Source organism: Paraburkholderia sp. CNPSo 3274 (genome assembly GCF_024206475.1).
Taxonomy (GTDB): domain Bacteria; phylum Pseudomonadota; class Gammaproteobacteria; order Burkholderiales; family Burkholderiaceae; genus Paraburkholderia.
Genome location: NZ_JAMBPR010000012.1, coordinates 16,232 through 34,297, shown reverse-complemented (window position 1 = coordinate 34,297; position 18,066 = coordinate 16,232). Strand labels below are relative to the sequence as shown.

Genomic DNA, 18,066 nt, shown 5'->3' with positions numbered 1-18,066 from the left:
CAGTTGTTGCAAAGCGTGCGATTACAATGCGCCGATGAGCAAAACGAAACATGTATCCGAAACGCCCGCCACGCAGATGCTGCGCCGCGCGGGCGTCGCATTCGGCGAGCATCCCTACGAGTATGTCGAACACGGCGGCACGGAAGAGTCCGCGCGCCAGCTCGACGTGGACGAGCATCGCGTCGTCAAGACGCTCGTGATGGAAGACGAGAACGCTAAGCCGCTCATCGTCCTCATGCATGGCGACCGCAAGGTGTCGACGAAGAATCTCGCGCGGCAAATCGGTGCGAAGCGCATCGAGCCGTGCAAGCCCGAAGTCGCGAACCGTCATTCGGGGTACCTGGTGGGCGGCACGTCGCCCTTCGGCACGAAGAAAGCCATGCCCGTGTATGTCGAATCGACCATACTTGAACTCGACGAGATCTGGCTCAATGGGGGCCGTCGCGGCTATCTCCTGAGCCTCGCCCCCGCGGTGCTCACGACGCTCCTGAACGCGAAGCCGGTGCAGTGCGCGAGCGTCGAATAACGCGCGACGCTCGCTGAGCGGATCCGCCCCTCAGTTCCCGTTGCTTCCCTGATTACCCTGGTTTGTGCGTGGTTGTGCCGCCGCTGCGGGCAGGGCGCGCGCGCGCTTCGGTAGAATGAGCGCCGTCGCGCGTTGCCGGGTGGCGATGACCATCACTACCGCCCGGCGCGCATCGTTCCACTTCCTCCGGGTTTCGTGCATGTACAACCTGTTCGTCGCCGTTCTCGCCTATCTGATCGGCTCGGTTTCGTTCGCCGTGATCGTGAGCGCCTTCATGGGCCTCGACGATCCGCGCTCCTACGGCTCCGGCAATCCCGGCGCGACCAACGTGCTGCGCAGCGGCAACAAGAAGGCCGCGATCCTCACGCTCATCGGCGACGCGTTCAAGGGCTGGCTGGCCGTCTGGCTCGCCGCGCACTTCGGCCCGCGCTACGGTCTGGGCGACGCCGCCGTCGCGCTCGCCGCGATCGCCGTGTTCCTCGGCCACCTGTATCCGGTGTTCTTCCGCTTCAAGGGCGGCAAGGGCGTCGCCACCGCGGCCGGCGTACTGCTCGCCGTGAATCCGATTCTCGGCGTCGCGACGCTCGCCACCTGGGTCATTGTCGCGTTCTTCACGCGCTACTCTTCGCTCGCGGCGCTGGCGGCCGCCGTGTTCGCGCCGCTCTACTACGTGTTCATGTTCGGCCCGCGCATCGTCGCGCTCGCCATCCTCGCCATGAGCGTGCTGCTGTTCTGGCGGCATCGCGCGAACATCTCCAAGCTCATCGCGGGCAAGGAAAGCCGCATCGGCGAGAAGAAGGCTGCGGGCGCCGGCAAGTAGGCCGGCGCGACGTGAGAGGACGGCGCTGCGGCGCCGTTTTTTCACCTTGACATGCAACCATGCGGTTGCATAATCAATGCATGAACGACGACGCCGTATTCCGGGCGCTGGCGGACGCGAGCCGCCGTCAACTGCTCGACCGCCTCCATGCGAAAAACGGCCAGACGCTGACCGATTTATGCGAGGGGCTGGCCATGTCGCGCCAGGCGGTCACGAAGCATCTCGCGGTGCTGGAAGAGGCGAATCTCGTCGCGACGCAGCGGCATGGGCGCGAGAAGCGGCATTTCATCAATCCGGTGCCCATCGGCGAGATTGCCGCGCGCTGGATCGGCAAGTTCGAGCACGAGCGCGTGGGCGCGCTCGTCGACCTCAAGCGATCACTTGAAGGAGACAGCCATGAGTAGCGAAAAGCACACGCAGGGCACTGCCGCTGGCGACTCGACGTTCGTCTACGTCACGTTCATCCGCACCACGCCGCAAGCGTTGTGGACGGCGCTCACGAGCCGTGAGTTCACCGAGCGCTACTGGTTCGGCATGCATCACGAATGCGACTGGCAAACAGGCTCGCCCTGGTCGCTGCGCTTTGCCGACGGCCGTATCGCCGACTCGGGTGCGGTGGTCGAGTCCGATCCCCCGCGCCGGCTCGTGCTGCGCTGGCGCAACATGTTCCTGGCCGAACTCCATGCCGAGGGCGATTCGCGCTGCACGATCGACATCGAGCCCGTCGAGCACGCGGTCAAGCTCACGATTACGCACAGCATGGCGCGGCCGGGATCGATCTTCATCGAGAAGGTGTCGGGCGGCTGGCCGCGCATCCTCTCGAATCTCAAGACACTGCTGGAAACCGGCGAGGTGCTCATGCCACTCGTGGTGACGGCGGACTAGGCGCGAGAAAAAGCGGGGACGCATAAAACGAAACGGGGCGGCCCGAGCCGCCCCGCAATGCGATGGACTTGCCGCTTTAATCGCGGAAGTTGTTGAAGTCGAGCGGCGTATCGGTCACGTCCTTGCGCAGCATGGCGATCACGCTTTGCAGGTCGTCGCGCTTGGTGCCCGTCACGCGCACGGCGTCGCCCTGGATGCTCGCCTGGACCTTGATCTTGCTGTCCTTCACGAGCCTGACGATCTTCTTCGCGAGGTCGCCCGACACACCCTTCTTCACGGTGATGACCTGCTTGACTTTGTCGCCGCCGATCTTCTCGATCTTGCCGTAGTCGAGGAAGCGGACGTCCACATTGCGCTTGGCCATTTTCGAGAGCAGCACGTCCTTCACCTGGCCGAGCTTGAAGTCGTCGTCGGCGAACGCGGTCAGCTCGCGCTCTTTCTGCTCGACGCGCGAATCCGAGCCCTTGAAGTCGAAGCGCGTGGAGATCTCCTTGTTGGACTGCTCCACGGCGTTCTTTACTTCGATCATGTTGGCTTCGCTGACGACGTCAAACGATGGCATTGCTTTCTCCAAAAAGTACGAGGTGCAAATGGCGACGCAAACTGCGCGCCCGCGGGCCGCAGCCTTATTTTCAGGCAGCCGTTCGCGCACTCGCTATAATCACGGACCGACGCCATTCTACCGGCGCCGTTGCGTTTGCCCAAGGCGGCTTGCCGCCGCCCGGTGGCGAAATCCGCGCTAATCCGCGGTGCGCAGGTGCCCGCCGGCGGCCTTTCCGGCCTTTTTTCGTCTGCAGTCCGTGTTCCGTTCTTCCTCGATGCCCGTCGTCCAAACGCCCGTTACTACGTCTGCCGTGTGGTTCGCCGCCGGCTTTGCGCTGCGCCCGCACAACACGTTCGGCTTCGATGTGCGCGCTCGCTACGCGTGCCGGGTCGAAAGCGAGGCCGATCTCGCCGCGGCCGTGCGCGATCCGCGCGCCCAGGGCTTGCGCACGCTCGTACTGGGCGGCGGCAGCAACGTCGTGCTTACGCGCGACTTCGACGGTCTCGTGCTGCTCATGGCGCTGGCCGGCAAGCGCATTGCCCACGAAGACAGCCACGCCTGGTACGTGGAAGCGGCCGCGGGCGAGAACTGGCACGATTTTGTGTCCTGGACGCTCGAAGCGGGCATGCCGGGCCTCGAGAATCTGGCGCTGATTCCGGGCACGGTAGGCGCGGCGCCCATTCAGAACATCGGCGCCTATGGGCTCGAGATGGCCGAGCGCTGCGTGTCGGTGCGGGCCATCGAGATGACTACGGGAAAAGCCGTCGAGTTCGATGCGGCCGCCTGCCGCTTCGGTTATCGGGACAGTTTTTTCAAGCGCGAAGGGCGCGATCGCTTCGTGATTACCTCGGTCACGTTCCGCCTGCCGAAGGTGTGGCAGCCCAACGCGGGCTATGCCGATCTCGCGCGCGAACTGGCGCAGCACAACGCCCTCGAGGCGCCGCGTGCGCGTGCCGTGTTCGACGCCGTGGTCGCGGTGCGGCGCGCGAAGCTGCCTGACCCGCTCGAACTCGGCAATGCGGGCAGTTTCTTCAAGAATCCCGTGATCGAAGCGCAGCAGTTCGATACGGTCGTTGTGCGCGAACCGCAGATCGTTTCGTACCAGCAGGCTGACGGGCGCGTGAAGCTCGCGGCTGGCTGGATGATCGACCGGTGCGGCTGGAAGGGCCGTGCGCTGCGCGCGGCGGCGGTGCATGAGCGTCAGGCGCTCGTCCTCGTCAATCGCGGCGGTGCAACCGGCGCGGACATTCTCGAACTCGCAGAGGCAATCCAGCGTGACGTGCTCGCGCGCTTCGGCGTGGAGCTGGAGCAGGAACCCGTCAGCCTCTAACGCCTCTCAGGCGCCGCCCGGCGCCGCGCTTGCATCACCACCCGCGCGTCACCCTCAAACCACCTTGTCCTGGGCCGCGAACACCGGCCCCTGCACGAAGCGCACGTCGTACTGCTGCAACTGCTCGAACTGCGCCGCATCGGCCACGCGGTTGAATATCAGCGGAATGCGCAGCCGCGCCGCATAGCTCACGAGCGGCTTCACCATCGAATCGCGCAGCGCGGACGCCGCGTCCATCTTCACGAAGTCGGGCCGAGGCACGTCCGACACCGAAAGAATTTGCCCGGCATTGGGCAGATTGCCCGCCACCTTGAATCCGTACCGCTGATAGCTCTTCGTGAGATAGCCGAGAAACGTGCGGTGCGCCACCGCCGCCGCCGGCAGCTCGATCACGATGCGCCCGGGGTTGAGCCCGAACGACACCAGCACGTTCGAGAAATGCCGTCCATGGTCGTACTTCACGCTCTTCAAGAGGCGCTCGTGCACGCGCAGGAAGAGCAGCCCGTGCTGCTGGCCACCCAGAAAATTGATGGCGTGCAGCGCGCGCACCATGCGGTCGACCGCGACGAGGTCGGGATCGTCGAGCGTGTCGCTGAATGCGTCGCAGGGCGCGAGCAGGCCGTTCTGCTCGCGCAGCGTGACCGCCTGATAGCCGAGTTCATCGCCAAAGCGCGAGGCCATCGCGAGATCGGCGGTAAGTGACTGTGCCCCGCTATGCACGCTGATGTCGTAAATCGGCTCGTAGGCGCTCAATAGCTCCATGCCGCGCCGACGCGCCACCGCTTCTTTGGCGTGCGCGCCAGTGCCCATCGCCAGGTGCTCGCCGAGAAACGGATGGTCGGCGGCGCGGGCGACGAGCTCGGGAATGGTGGGAGCGATCATGGTGAAGTAGCGGGGAACGGGAGAAAAGCGCGAGCCCAACACGGGGTCGCATGACCCGATGGTAGCAGCCCGCAGCCGCGCCGGATGGACTGTTTGGTCATAACGTTATCGACCGTTCGGCCACATTCTGGAGGCCACTGGCTGCTCACCAGGGTTTACGCCTAATTTCACTAATCGTAATTAGTTTTACCATCCGTAAATCACGTGACGTCATGTCACGGCCCGAGAACGTGGAGAGACAGCAATGAACGCACCTTTGCGGCACCCAACCGAAGTCCAGCACGGCTACATGAGCGGCTTCGCCAACGAATTCGCGACCGAGGCGCTGGCGGGCGCGCTGCCCGAAGGCCAGAACTCGCCGCAGCGCTGCGCCTATGGCCTGTACGCCGAGCAGCTCTCGGGCACCGCGTTCACCGCGCCGCGCTCGCATAACCGCCGCACGTGGTTCTACCGGATCCGTCCGGGCGCCGTGCATCAGCCGTTTGCGCCGGTCACCTCGCGCCTCACCGTCGAAGGTGGCAAAAGCGGCGCGCCGCGCCTCGTCGCGGACTTTGGCGCTGCGCCGCTTGGCGATGTGCCGCACACGCCGCCCAACCAGCTGCGCTGGGACGCGCTGCCCATGCCCACGGAGCCCACGGATTTCATCGACGGCTGGGTCACGATGTCGGGCAACGGCTCGGCGGCCTCGATGAGCGGCTGCGCGATTCACCTGTACGCGGCGAACCGGCCGATGGTGGACCGCTTTTTCTACAACACCGACGGCGAGCTGCTGATCGTCCCGCAGCAAGGGCGTCTTGCCATCCGCACGGAGATGGGCCGACTCGACGTCGAGCCCTTCGAGATCGTCGTGATCCCGCGCGGCGTGCGCTTCACGGTGGATCTGCCCGATGGCGAAGCACGCGGCTATATCTGCGAGAACTTCGGCGCGCTCTTGCGGCTGCCCGATCTCGGCGTGATTGGCTCGAATGGTCTCGCGAATCCGCGCGACTTCCTCACACCGGTCGCCGCGTATGAAGACCGCGAAGGCGATTTCGAACTCGTTACCAAGCTGAACGGCCAGCTCTGGCGTGCCGACATCGGCCATTCGCCGCTCGACGTGGTGGCGTGGCACGGCAACTACGCGCCCTACAAGTACGACCTGCGCCGCTTCAACGCCATCGGCTCGATCAGCTACGACCATCCCGATCCGTCGATCTTCCTCGTGCTGCACGCGCCCACGGACACGCCGGGCGTCGACGCGATCGACTTCGTGATCTTCCCGCCGCGCTGGCTCGCGGCCGAGAACACGTTCCGTCCGCCCTGGTATCACCGCAACGTGGCGAGCGAGTTCATGGGCCTCGTGCACGGTGTCTACGACGCCAAGGCCGAAGGCTTCGTGCCGGGCGGCGCAAGCCTGCACAACTGCATGTCGGGCCATGGCCCGGACGCCGAGACCTTCGAAAAAGCCTCGAATGCCGACACGACGAAACCGCACAAGGTCGGCGACACGATGGCCTTCATGTTCGAAACCCGCACGCTGATCCGCCCGACGCGCTACGCGCTCGAAACGAGCCAGCTGCAGGCGCATTACTACGCGTGCTGGCAAGGCCTCACGAAACACTTCAATCCGGAGCAGCAATGAACAGCACCATGACGGACGAATTCAAGGCGACGCTCGACGCGAGGCGCAAAAGCTGGGTCGATAGCGCGAACGACGCGCAGTGCGACTTCCCGATTCAGAACCTGCCGTTCGGCGTGTTCTCGGACGCGGGCAACGCGCGAGCGCGCGTGGGCGTGGCGATCGGCGACCTCGTGGCCGACCTTGCGGTGCTGCACGAAGCCGGGCTGCTGCGTCTGCCCGCAAGCGCGCAGCAAGACGTCTTTGCGCGTGCCGCGCTGAACGACTTCATCGCGCTTGGCCGCGAGACGTGGCGCAGCGTGCGCGTGCAGCTTTCGTCACTGCTCGCGCGCGAAACGGCCACGCTGCGCGACGACGCGGCGTTGCGCCAGCGCGCCTTCGTGAAGCTCGCCGACGCGAAGCTGCATCTGCCCGTGCAGATTCCCGGCTACACCGACTTCTACTCGTCGAAGGAACACGCGACGAACGTCGGCTCGATGTTTCGCGATCCGAAGAATGCGCTGTTGCCGAATTGGTCCGAGATGCCGATCGGCTATAACGGCCGCGCGTCATCGGTGGTGGTGAGCGGCACGCCGGTGCGCCGCCCGAACGGCCAGTTGAAGCTGCCGGATCGGGAGCGTCCGGTGTTCGGCGCGTGCCGCAAGCTCGATATCGAGTTGGAGACGGGCTTCATCGTCGGGCGCGGCAATGCGCTGGGCGAGCCGATCGCGTGCGAAGACGCCGAGGACCACATCTTCGGGATGGTGCTGCTCAACGACTGGAGCGCGCGCGACATCCAGCAATGGGAGTACGTGCCGCTCGGGCCGTTCAACGCGAAGACCTTCGCTTCCACGATTTCGCCATGGGTCGTCACGCTCGACGCGCTGGAGCCGTTCCGCGTCGCGCAGCCGGTGCAGGAACCGCAGCCGCTCGAATACCTGCATCACGAGGGCGACCACGCATTCGACATTTCGCTCGAAGTGCTGATGCGGCCCGAAGGCGCGGCTGAGGCGACCACCATCGCGCGCACGAATTTCCGCCACATGTACTGGTCGATGGCGCAGCAGCTCGCACATCACACCGTGGCGGGCTGCAACACGCGCGTGGGCGACCTGATGGGCTCGGGCACGATCTCGGGCCCGACGCCGGACTCGTTCGGCAGCCTGCTCGAACTCACGTGGAATGCGAAGAATCCGCTCGAATTGAAGAGCGGCGGCACGCGCGGCTTCATTGAGGACGGCGACGAACTCACGCTCGCGGGCTGGTGCCAGGGTGATGGCTATCGTGTGGGCTTTGGTGCCTGTGTCGGCAAGATCGAACCTGCGCTGAAATAAAGGCGTTCAGGCATGGAAAGCAAAACGGCCGATGCGCTCGAAGGCGCATCGGCCGTTATTTCGTTGGTGCTCGCGTTATGTGCGCACTTGCGCGAGCCCGCGTGAGCGCTCCCAACGCAGCGCGCCGAGAAATACCAGTGCGCCCGCGAACAGTACCCACAGCATCGCGTCGCGGCCCGCGTGCTCCATCAGCGCTCCGGTAATGATCGGGCCGCCGAAGCTCGCCGCGCTCCACGCAGCGCTCACGAGCGCGCTTGCGGAAACGAGCACAACGCCCTCGAAACGCTCGCCGCACGCCACGATAGCCAGCGTATAAATGGAGCCCGCCGCTGCGCCCAGCACGAAGAGGAGCGGCCAGCGCAGCCAGGGCGTATCGACGACGAAGGGCAAAAGCGGTAGCAGCACCGCGACGATCACACCCATGAGCGCATGCACGCGCTCGCGGCCGAGCCGGTCCGCGAGCCAGCCGATGGGGAATTGCATGGTCGTGTCGCCGAGCAGCACGACCGAGGCGAACAGCACGGCCACTTCAGTGTTGATGCCATGACCCATTGCGAAGAGCGGTAACAGCGACAGCGCGAGCGTATCGAACAGCGCGAAGAAGCCGGTGGCGACGATGAGCGCGGGCATTCTCGGCATCACGTGACGCCAGCTTCCGTGCGGCTCGTGCATGTCGGTTTGCTGCGGATTCGAGCGGATCGCCGCGAGCATCGGCAGCGCGATGAGGAAGATCGCGCCGCAGATCGCGAAGCGCCACGCCGTATAGTCCGCGATCTGGCTCACGAGCACCGGGCCCGACATCTGGAACAGCGTGAACGTGGTCGCGTAGATGCCTACCACGCGGCCGCGATTCGAGGCGTCGGCGAGCTCGTTGACCCAGGCTTCGCCGATCGTGAAGAGCAGCATGAGCGCCGCGCCGCAGAGCATGCGCAGGAGCGCCCAGAGCCACAGGTTGTCGCTCGTTTGCATCAATGCGGTCGCGACGGCCACGGTCAGCACCGAGCCGACGATCACCTGGCGCGAGCCGAAGCGTGTGGAGATCCATGCCGTGAACGGCACGACGGCAAGACCTCCCAGCGCCTGGGCGGCCGTGAGCAGGCCGACCATGGCGGTGCCGTAGCCGGCGTCGATGAGGGCGAGGGCGGTGAGCGGCAGCGTCGCGCCGGAGCCTAAGCCGACCACGGCCACACTCAGGATCAGCGCGAGAAAGTCGCGGGTGAGGACGGTTTTCATCGGGCGAGATCCTACTACGCGCGCACGAAAATCGCGGCGCAGGCGTGCCTCAGGTTGAGCACGCGCGCCTCAACGCGACTCAATGCTCTTGGCGCCCGTCCATGTTTGCATCGAAAAAAGCGTCACGCGCAGGAAGTCGGCGCGGAAACCGCCACGCGGCGGCGCGCGCGCCGCTCGATTTGCGCCGAAACCAGCGTGAGCGCGAGCGCCGCGAAAGCGGTGGCCACGCCCACCCACGGCAGCGCCGTGAGCGGCGCGCCCGCGCTGATCGCCACGCCCCCAATCCACGCGCCGCCTGCATTGCCGAGATTGAATGCGCCCTGGTTGAGCGTGGAGGCGAGGTTGGGCGCATCGCTCGCGCGGTTGACGATCAGCATCTGCAATGGCGGCACGATCGCGAACGCGAGAATGCCCCACACGAAGATCGTCGCCATGGCCGCGATCGGGTCGTGCATGGTCAGCGAGAATGCGGCGAGCACCACGGCGATCATGGCGAGGAACGTGAGCAGTGAGCGCATCAGCTTCCAGTCGGCGAGCTTGCCGCCCAGCGTGCTGCCTACCGTGAGCCCAAGGCCGAACAGCAGCAGCACGAACGTGACTTCATGCGGCGAGAAACCGGTCACGTCTTCGAGAATCGGCGTGATGTAGGTGAACACCGCGAAGAGGCTGGCCGAGGCCAGCACGCTCATGCCGAGCACCATGAGCACCTGCGGGTTCTTCAGCACGCCGAACTCATGCACGAGGCTCGCCTTCTGCATTTCGATCTTCGCGGGCAGGCACACCTGCAGCGCCGCCGCCGCGAGGATGCCGATGGCCGTCACGGCCCAGAACGTCGTGCGCCAGCCGGCGATCTGGCCGAGCGCCGTGCCGAGCGGCACGCCCAGCACGTTGGCGAGCGTCAAGCCCGTGAACATGAGCGCGATGGCCTGGGCGCGGCGGTTCGGCGCGACGAGGCCGGCCGCGACCACCGAGCCGATGCCGAAGAACGCGCCGTGGCAGAACGCGGTGACGATGCGCGCGGCCATCAGGATCGAGTAGTTGGGGGCGAGCGCACACAACAGGTTGCCGACGATGAAGATGCCGATCAAGCGCATGAGCGCTTGCTTGCGCGGCACATTGGCAATGGCGATGGCGACGATGGGCGCGCCGATCGTCACGCCGAGCGCGTAGGCCGAGACGAGCATGCCGGCCGCGGGGATCGAGACGCTCAGGTCGCGCGCAACGTCGGGCAGCAGGCCCATGATGACGAATTCGGTGGTACCGATACCAAAGGCGGCAACGGCAAGGGCGAGCAGAGGCAAGGGCATGGCGTGTGGTGGGCGCAGGACGGCGACGGGCCTAAGCGCGAAGCCGTTTTATTTAAGTCAACGCGGAATTGTACTGAAACCTGCCACAACGCATACGGAACGCATTTTCAATGCTGTTGGGAAAACAACAGCTTTTCTCGCCGGACCTCGTTCACCGTTCCTTCACATTTCTTGACGATTTCTACAGGTTGCGTGCATGGCGCGACGCGCTCGCGGGCAGCACGATACCCACACGATCCAACGAGCGAAACAGTCCGCCATCCGGCCCGCCCGCCCTCGCGTCGTCCGTCCCGCGCATGACGGAAACGAACATGCGCAACCCTCCTGGAGCGATGACATGAACACGATGACCACAGTACGCGTCGCGGTGGCCGCAGCGGCCGCCTTATTCGCAGGTAGCGCGCTGGCGCAATCGCAGAGCGACGACCAGACACAGGCCAGCACGCCGCCCGTTGCGCAGGACGTGGGCGGCTCACCGATGTCGACAGGCGCTTCGGGCGCGCCGATGGCGCTCACGCACGCGCAGGTCTATCAGGACCTGGTGCGCTCCGAGCAATCGGGCCAGCAGAAAGCGCTGAGCGAAGGGCTCTATCACGGTAACTGAGTCAACTAGGGAGACCGACGTATCAGGACGGCGACGCGACGCGCTCTCGCGATCTGCACCAACCGCTCAGCGTGTCGGGCCGCCGCCAATATGTTTTTCGATGAGCCGCATGCGCCCCGTTGGACGCCAGGGCGCGAACCATGGATTCGTGCGCAACTCGCATAGCCGCGAACTGCGCTCGGCCAGCGCCGTCTCGAGCCACCGGAACATTTCGTCGGGATGCGCGAGGCGCGCGTAGGCCTCGGCGATGAGTAGCGGCGAGGTGTACCGGGCCCGCCGCCGCGCGAGCAGGTCCTCCAGATACCAGCGCAGCACCGCGTCATAGCCGCCCGTTTCCCAGCGAGCGCGAATGGTGGTCGCGCGCGCTTGCTGGTTGCAGCGTTCGAGCGCTTCGACGGTGGCATCTACGGCCTGCGCGTAAAACTTTTTCACTTCGAACGCGGTAGCGAGCAACTGATAAACGAGTGGCGGATGGTCCATGTGCCCCGGCGCGAGATATTCGCTCACGACTTCCGCATGCCTGCCCGACATCACCATGCCGAACGCGCGCGACCCCTGGAACGCCAGCGGATCGATACGTTCTGCGCGCTCCATCGCGGCGTCGCCTTCTGCGCGTCGTCCCGCCGCCACGAGCATGCGCGCGTAGAGCCGATGCGCCTCCGGATAACTCGGGTTGCGCCTTAGGGCATCCTTGAAGCCGGCCTCGGCCTGGTCCCAGTCCCAGTCATAGAAGTAGCGCACGGCGGCGAGGGCGTGATGCGCCTCGGGCAGGTCCGGGTCGAGTTCGAGCGCGCTTTCGGCAAGCGAGCGCGCGATCGGCCAGCCATCGTCGGGCGCGACGAAGCCATGCACCACTGTCGATCCGTAGTAGTTCGAAAGGCCCGTATAGCCGAGCGCGTAGCTCGGGTCGTGCTCGAGCGCGGCCTCGAAGTAGGTTCGGCTGCGCACGAAGTCTTCGCCGTCGATGCCGTGATGCGCGCAAAAGCCCGCTTCGAAATGCACGCGGCGATACCAGAAGAAACGCCCGCGCACATACGCGTCGTGCGCGGCGGGATCGACAGGCAGGCGGCGCTCGAGGCGCGTGCGCTGCTGCTCGGATAGCGTGGACGGCAGGTTCTCGGCGAGCGCCGCGACCGCTTCCTTGAGGATGTCGAGCGCGCCTTGCGTGGCGCTTTCGTGTGCGCGGCTCCAGATCTGCGCTTCGTCGGCGCAGCGGATCAGACGCGTGACGATGCGTGTTTGCTGCCCCGCGCGCGTGAGCGAGCCTTCGAGCACGAAGTCGAGCTTCAGCTCGCGCGCGATCTCGCCGATGCTCTTTTGCGTCGCGCGGTAACGCGCTGCCGTGGTGCGCGCGATCGTGAGCAGGCGCTCCGGGTTGAGCGCGCCGAGCGTGACAGAGATCTCGTCGGCAAGCTGGCAGCACAGGCTCTCCTGGCTCGCGTCGCCTGTGTGGTTGGTGAACGGCAGCACCAGCATCCGTGCCGCGGGCGGCGCGTGCTCGCTCTCGCGCGGCGCGTGCGAGTCGCGCGCGGCGGCCGGCGCACCGTGAACCTCGGACGACTCGGGCAGGATGCCGTCGAACCGGTAGCCCTTGCCCTTCACCGTGATGAGGTGACGTGGATTGGCGGGGTCGTCGGCGAGCGCGATGCGGATCTTGCGGATCGCCGTGTTCAGGCCGTTGTCCGTGTCGCGAAAGGGGCTGCCGGCCCACAGCCGGTCGACGATGTCCGCGCGCGAGATCAGCTCGCCGCGGCGCGAGGCAAGCAGGATCAGAAGATCCATGGGCAACCGCTCCAGCCGGACCTCCGCACCTTCTCGGCGCAACTGGTACCGCTCGACGTCGAGTTCGAAGTCCGCGAAGCGGATGATTCGATACGTCGGCATGAGAGCTCTCCCGTGATGCGGCATCAGGGAAGGGGGGCGCCGGGATGGTTCGTCTGAAGATTGCCGTTAGACGCAGGCGTACTCAGCGTCATTACACATGGCGGCAGGGACAGGGGTGGGGGCGGCGGCGCGGATCAATTTCAATGTAGCGGGTCGCGCGTGCGCCTTCAAGCGTCAAGCGCTGCGCACGGTGGCCATCGACACTTCAATCGACTGTCGCGAGGTTCGCGTGCGATTTACGTTTAGCTGACTACGGTTTGAGTGGATCGAGCGGTTCACCATGACGGCCCGCGCCGGCCGCGAAGCGCGCCGCGAGCGCGAGCCCTTCGTCGAGCACCGCGAGATAGCCGAGCGCGCCTTCGCGGCGCAGCGCCTCGGCAGTGTCGGGCAGCATGCTGTGTTCGAGCGCCGAGCGGCGGTCCGCGAGCAACGCCGCTTGCGGTAGCGCCGCGAGTTGCGCGGCAAGTTGCTCGGCGGCCTGACGCGCGCCGCCTTTTGCGACCACGCGATTGGCAAGGCCGAACGCGAGAGCTTCCTGCGCATCGACGGCGCGCCCCGTGAGGATCAGATCGAGTGCGCGCGAAAGGCCGATGAGGCGCGGCAGGCGCACCGTGCCGCCGTCGATGAGCGGCACGCCCACGCGGCGGCAGAACACGCCGAGCACCGCGTCTTCTTCGACCACGCGCAGGTCGCACAGCAGTGCGAGTTCGAGGCCGCCCGCAACGGCATAGCCTGAAATCGCTGCGATCACGGGCTTGCTGAGCGACATGCGCGTGGGGCCGAGCGGGCCTGGGCCGCTGCCGTCGGCGCGGATTTCATTGCGGCGTTCGGGGTCGGCGAGTGCGGTGAGGTCCGCGCCCGCGCAGAAGGTGCCCCCCGCGCCGTACAGCACGCCGGCGAGCCATGCGGGATTATTTTCGAAGCGTGTAAAGGCGGCAGCGAGTGCATTCGCTACCGGCCTGTCGATGGCGTTGCGCTGCGCCGGGCGGTCGAGCACGAGAATTGCTACATGCTCGTGCGCTTCGATACGGACGTGCTCGCCGAACGTTTCGATCGTCATTTGCGGCTCCTCGATGCGCCCCGCATTCGTCATAAAAATTTAATGGTCCATCCGTAGCTTAGGCCGGTTTAATTTCCTGAACTACGCTTACTTAAACCGTACGCATGCAATCGACGTCCATGTCCAGCATCACCTCCGTATCGGATTCCTCGCCATATCCCGCTTGTGGACCCTTCTGGACCGTCCCGTTGCCCGACCACGACGCGTATGACCATGTGCGCTTCAAGCGCGTCTTCACGACCGACGGCACGCGCCATGTCGTCGTGATCGTCGATCTGCACAAGCTGCTTCTCTGCGCCGACCGCGACGACACCGACTACGTGCTCAAGCCTGTCGACGACTGGCATAGCGGCAAGGTGCGCGGCATTCGTGAGTTTCTCGATCCGGACAACGAGCGCGTGCCGCAGATGCCCTACGTGACGATCAGCAAACGTCGCGTGGCCGGGCTGGCTGGATGGTTCGGACTCGCGCACGAGGGCGTGGTGGCGTTTCGCAATGGCCAGCATCGCGCGCGCTACCTCGCGTGGGCAGGGGCATTGTGGCTTCCCGTGGAAGTGCACGAGCGCGAAGCGGCATTGCTGCGCGAACTGTGCGGCGCGGGCGAGCTGGGCCTGCTGGTTCCGGTCGACGGCAACTCGCCCCGGTTCTGATGCGCCGTCGCGCGCGCACGGCATGTTCGCTAACGGCGCGTTCGCAAGCGGCATGTTCTCAAACCACCGGGCGCACGCGCAACGTACACATTCCGCACGCCCGATGGGCTCACGCCACGCTCAGCGGCCGGCTGGGTGCGCCAGTGGAACTCGCCGGCATTGGCGATGCATGATGCGCATGCTCGAAATGCTCGACCGTGTAGTCGACGAAGCGGCGCGTCTTCGCTGGCAGATACTGGCGGCTCGGATAGACGATGGACATGCGCGCGTCGGGATCGTCGATGTCATAGTCGGGCAGGAGCCGGCGCAATGTGCCCGCGGTGAAGTCGTCGGCGACGAGCGGCGCGGGCACGATTGCCACGCCCATGCCGGCCAGCGCGGCGAGCCGCACCATCAGCATGTTGTTGACGGCGTAGCCGGGCTGCAGCGTGACCTGTTGGGCACGCTCGCCGGGCTTCGCGAACTGCCACGTCGCGCTGCGCTCCTCCGGAGGCAGCGCGACCGCCGCACACTGCGCGAGCTGCTCAGGCGTATGCGGCTCGCCGTGCTCGGCGAGCCACGCGGGAGCCGCGCAGGGAACGAACGTCGTGATGCCGAGCGCGCGCTCCACGCACTCGTCGTTGCGTGCGGGCGTGGCGCCGACGATGCCCACATCGAAGCCATCTTCCATGAGATCCACGGGCCGTTCGGCGAGCGTGAGGCGCACGTTCACGCGCGGATACAGACGCCGGTAACCGTCGATGAGCGGCGTGAGCGTGGCGAGCGAGAGCGCGCCCGCGGCCACCACGCGCAGCGTGCCGCTTGGCTCGCTTTCCGTGTGCGCCAGTGAGCGCTCCAGATGATCGAGTTCCTCCAGCACGCAACGACAGCCTTCGAGGTAGCGCAAGCCTGCCTCGGTAAGCGCGAGATTGCGCGTGGTGCGATTGATGAGGCGTGTATTCAGGTGCGCCTCGAGCATCGCGACGGAGCGCGTGACGAGCGCGTTGGAGACGTCGAGCTGCTGCGCGGCGCGACGAAAGCTCTCGGTTTCCGCAACCCTGACGAAGACGCGCATGGCGTGTATCTGGTTCATGTGTAGCCTCGTATGCTCGATGCATGGACCGGTTGAGGGCCACTACGACTGCTGGCGAAGTTGAACGAAGCGGTGTGTCGCGTTGTTCTGGCCAATGCGCCTCGAATGGACCACTGCGGGAATCTAACAAAAATAATATTGACAGTCGTTGAGAATTACAATATCTATCTCGACACGCGGCAGCATTTCTTGCTTGTAAAAAATCCAATACGCAACGGGTGTGTATTGAATGAGGAATATGTTGTGCGTTTTTGTCACTATCAACTATTTGTGCATTGCGGATAACGTGTTTGTGCAATTCATGCAGACAGCGGATATCTATTGAGTCTGTCAGATTCATGGCGGATTCGCCTCCGCCTGCGGCACATTGAGAGTCATTGCGGTCTGTGAATTCATCGTCATTCACAAGCCGGCAATAAGTGCGCACGGATTCTTTTGCTGTGTGAAAGAATTGTTGCATATGGGGAAAATAACGACCGGCATTAGCATTGCATGTTATTTAATATGCAGTGTCGCTCATTTCGAGCATGCTTTCGGGCTCACTAAAACGTAAATCGGCAGACCAGACATGATCGTCGAATTGCTGAAGTCGCAACCCGAGATTGCCCTGTTCGTGAGCCTCGCGCTCGGTTATCTGATTGGTTCCATCCGCTTCGGGCCGGTCTCCCTCGGGGGAGTGTGCGGCACGCTGATCGTCGCGCTCGTGCTCGGGCAAACCGGCGCGCGTATCGCGCCGGACCTCAAGAACATCGCCTTCGCACTCTTCATCTTCGCGCTCGGCTTCACGGGCGGTCCGCAGTTCTTCGCGAACGTCGGCCGCGGCTGGCGCTACGGACTTCTCTCGATCGTCGAGATCGTCTCGGTCATGGCGCTCATCATGATCGCGGTCGTCGTGATGAAGCTCGATGCGGGCACCGCGGCGGGCCTGCTCGCGGGAGCGGCGACCGAATCGGCCGTGATTGGCACGGCTTCCGAGGCGATCACGCGCCTGGGCCTCACCGAGGCCCAGGTGAGCACGCTGCAGGCGCACATCGTGACCGCGTACAGCGTGAGCTACCTCTTTGGCCTCATCACCATCGTGCTCTTCACGAGCCAGATTGCACCGCTCATCCTGCGCGTGAACCTGCGCGAAGAGGCCGCGCGCCTGTATCGCAAGCTCGGCGGCGACGGCGCGCTCGACGAAGGGCAGCGGCTCGCGCTCGCGCCGCTGGAAGGGCGCGCGTTCAACGCGGGACCCGCGGCAGGCACCGCAGTCGCAGCCTTCGAGGCGCGCTTTGGCAACAACGTCACGATCGAGTACGTGCTGCGCGATGGACGCCAGCTCGACGCCAACGCGCAGTCCGTGCTGCAGCCGGACGACATCGTGCTGATCGCCGGGCGCCGCGAAGCCGTGATCGAAGCTGCAAGCAGTTTGGGCGCAGAGATGCCGGGCGAGGGCTTGTTCAAGCTGCTCGCCAAACGCGTGGATGTGATGGTCACGCAGCGCGACGTCAACGGCCTGACGCTCGCGCAAATGCGCGAGCGCGCCGCGCCGGAAGCGGGCCGCGGCATCTACGTAGGCGCGATCACGCGGCTCGACACCACGGTGCCCGCCTTGCCCGGTATGGTCGTGCATCGCGGCGACGTGCTGACGCTGGTCGGCACGCCCTCCGACGTCGCGCGCGGCGCGAAGCGTCTTGGCTACGTGATCCAGCACACCCAGAAGACCGACTTCGTCTATCTGGGCCTCGGCGTGCTGGTCGGCATGATGATCGGGCGTTTCGGCGTGAACGTGGGCGGCGTCACGCTGGTGCTCGGCACGGGCGGTGGGTGCCTGCTCTCGGGTCTGTTCTTCGGCTGGCTGCGCTCGCATTTCCCCGTGGTGGGCTCGCTGCCCTCGGCCGCCGCGCAGGTGCTCAAGGACTTTGGCCTTGCCACTTTCATCGCGGCCGTCGGGCTCTCCGCCGGTCCCGACGCCATCAAGCTCGTGCGCGAGTACGGTCTCGCGCTGCCGCTCGCCGGCATTCTGATGGTGCTGATTCCCGGGCTCCTTTCACTCTGGATCGGGCACATGTTCCTGAAGCTCGAAGCGCCGATGCTGCTCGGCGCGATTGCAGGCCAGCAGTGCAGCACGCCGGCGATCAGTGCGCTCGTCGGCGTAGCCGGCAACTCGACTCCCGTGATCGGCTACACGATCACCTACGCGCTGTCGAACATCCTTTTGCCGCTCATGGGCCCCGTGGTGGTGGGGCTCGCGGCGAAGTTTGGCTGACGAAGTTTGGCTGGCGTTTTTAGCTCGGTCTGGCCGTCGGTGATATCAGCTTGCCGGCTATCCCCAGCAGCAACGGGCGGTTCTTTT

General features: G+C 65.3%; 18 protein-coding genes. 10 read left to right on the top strand and 8 right to left on the bottom strand.

The annotated features are described in order from the left end of the window. Nucleotides 1-34 precede the first annotated feature (34 nt). From ybaK to M3I54_RS10255, 4 genes are all read left to right on the top strand, one after another. On the top strand, nt 35-526 hold the full coding sequence (gene ybaK / locus M3I54_RS10270) for a Cys-tRNA(Pro) deacylase (protein WP_254335374.1): 492 nt from the start codon (nt 35-37) through the stop codon (nt 524-526). A gap of 199 nt (nt 527-725) precedes the next feature. Next, a complete protein-coding gene (gene plsY / locus M3I54_RS10265; RefSeq protein ID WP_254335758.1) occupies nt 726-1,346 on the top strand; it encodes a glycerol-3-phosphate 1-O-acyltransferase PlsY in 621 nt (206 codons plus the stop codon). Nucleotides 1,347-1,426: 80 nt separating this feature from the next. Then, nucleotides 1,427-1,750, top strand: a complete 324-nt coding sequence (locus M3I54_RS10260) for a helix-turn-helix transcriptional regulator (protein WP_254335372.1) — start codon at nt 1,427-1,429, stop codon at nt 1,748-1,750. After that, nucleotides 1,743-2,231, top strand: a complete 489-nt coding sequence (locus tag M3I54_RS10255) for an SRPBCC family protein (protein WP_254335368.1) — start codon at nt 1,743-1,745, stop codon at nt 2,229-2,231. The genes M3I54_RS10260 and M3I54_RS10255 overlap by 8 nt, the downstream gene beginning before the upstream one ends. A gap of 76 nt (nt 2,232-2,307) precedes the next feature. Here M3I54_RS10255 and M3I54_RS10250 read toward each other — a convergent pair whose 3' ends face one another. Then, nucleotides 2,308-2,793 carry a YajQ family cyclic di-GMP-binding protein gene (locus M3I54_RS10250; protein WP_254335367.1) on the bottom strand — a complete coding sequence of 162 codons (486 nt, stop codon included), beginning with the start codon at nt 2,791-2,793 and terminating at the stop codon, nt 2,308-2,310. Nucleotides 2,794-3,049: 256 nt separating this feature from the next. Between M3I54_RS10250 and murB the strand changes: the two genes are divergently transcribed. Next, entirely contained in the window at nt 3,050-4,105 is a 1,056-nt protein-coding gene (gene murB, locus M3I54_RS10245; RefSeq protein WP_254335366.1) for a UDP-N-acetylmuramate dehydrogenase, read from the top strand. Between the two features lie 54 nt (nt 4,106-4,159). On the opposite strand, the gene M3I54_RS10240 is transcribed toward murB, so the two are convergent. Then, entirely contained in the window at nt 4,160-4,987 is an 828-nt protein-coding gene (locus M3I54_RS10240; RefSeq protein ID WP_254335363.1) for an EAL domain-containing protein, read from the bottom strand. Nucleotides 4,988-5,231: 244 nt separating this feature from the next. On the opposite strand from M3I54_RS10240, the gene hmgA reads away from it, so the two are divergent. Next, on the top strand, nt 5,232-6,608 hold the full coding sequence (hmgA, locus tag M3I54_RS10235) for a homogentisate 1,2-dioxygenase (protein WP_254335361.1): 1,377 nt from the start codon (nt 5,232-5,234) through the stop codon (nt 6,606-6,608). Next, nucleotides 6,605-7,918 carry a fumarylacetoacetase gene (gene fahA / locus M3I54_RS10230; protein WP_254335359.1) on the top strand — a complete coding sequence of 438 codons (1,314 nt, stop codon included), beginning with the start codon at nt 6,605-6,607 and terminating at the stop codon, nt 7,916-7,918. The genes hmgA and fahA overlap by 4 nt, the downstream gene beginning before the upstream one ends. A gap of 75 nt (nt 7,919-7,993) precedes the next feature. Here fahA and M3I54_RS10225 read toward each other — a convergent pair whose 3' ends face one another. The 3 genes from M3I54_RS10225 to M3I54_RS44850 form a co-directional block, all read right to left on the bottom strand. Then, nucleotides 7,994-9,151: an MFS transporter gene (locus M3I54_RS10225; protein ID WP_254335352.1), complete on the bottom strand. Its 1,158-nt coding sequence runs from the start codon at nt 9,149-9,151 to the stop codon at nt 7,994-7,996. Between the two features lie 122 nt (nt 9,152-9,273). After that, nucleotides 9,274-10,458 carry an MFS transporter gene (locus tag M3I54_RS10220; RefSeq protein WP_254335350.1) on the bottom strand — a complete coding sequence of 395 codons (1,185 nt, stop codon included), beginning with the start codon at nt 10,456-10,458 and terminating at the stop codon, nt 9,274-9,276. A 181-nt stretch (nt 10,459-10,639) separates the two neighbouring features. Next, nucleotides 10,640-10,771: a hypothetical protein gene (locus tag M3I54_RS44850; protein WP_302058918.1), complete on the bottom strand. Its 132-nt coding sequence runs from the start codon at nt 10,769-10,771 to the stop codon at nt 10,640-10,642. A gap of 24 nt (nt 10,772-10,795) precedes the next feature. Here M3I54_RS44850 and M3I54_RS10215 point away from each other — a divergent pair, with 24 nt between their 5' ends. After that, nucleotides 10,796-11,062, top strand: a complete 267-nt coding sequence (locus tag M3I54_RS10215) for a hypothetical protein (protein ID WP_254335348.1) — start codon at nt 10,796-10,798, stop codon at nt 11,060-11,062. Nucleotides 11,063-11,128: 66 nt separating this feature from the next. Here M3I54_RS10215 and M3I54_RS10210 read toward each other — a convergent pair whose 3' ends face one another. Continuing rightward, on the bottom strand, nt 11,129-12,946 hold the full coding sequence (locus M3I54_RS10210) for a winged helix-turn-helix domain-containing protein (protein ID WP_254335346.1): 1,818 nt from the start codon (nt 12,944-12,946) through the stop codon (nt 11,129-11,131). A 250-nt stretch (nt 12,947-13,196) separates the two neighbouring features. Beyond that, a complete protein-coding gene (locus M3I54_RS10205) occupies nt 13,197-14,006 on the bottom strand; it encodes a crotonase/enoyl-CoA hydratase family protein (protein WP_254335338.1) in 810 nt (269 codons plus the stop codon). A gap of 119 nt (nt 14,007-14,125) precedes the next feature. Between M3I54_RS10205 and M3I54_RS10200 the strand changes: the two genes are divergently transcribed. After that, nucleotides 14,126-14,656, top strand: a complete 531-nt coding sequence (locus M3I54_RS10200) for a hypothetical protein (RefSeq protein ID WP_254335336.1) — start codon at nt 14,126-14,128, stop codon at nt 14,654-14,656. Nucleotides 14,657-14,765: 109 nt separating this feature from the next. Here the strand turns inward: M3I54_RS10200 and M3I54_RS10195 are convergent, their stop codons facing one another. Further along, nucleotides 14,766-15,728, bottom strand: a complete 963-nt coding sequence (locus M3I54_RS10195) for a LysR family transcriptional regulator (protein ID WP_254335333.1) — start codon at nt 15,726-15,728, stop codon at nt 14,766-14,768. 568 nt (nt 15,729-16,296) lie between these two features. Between M3I54_RS10195 and aspT the strand changes: the two genes are divergently transcribed. Beyond that, nucleotides 16,297-17,979, top strand: coding sequence for an aspartate-alanine antiporter (gene aspT / locus M3I54_RS10190; RefSeq protein ID WP_254335331.1), 1,683 nt, complete (start codon nt 16,297-16,299; stop codon nt 17,977-17,979). The last annotated feature ends 87 nt before the right edge of the window (nt 17,980-18,066 follow it).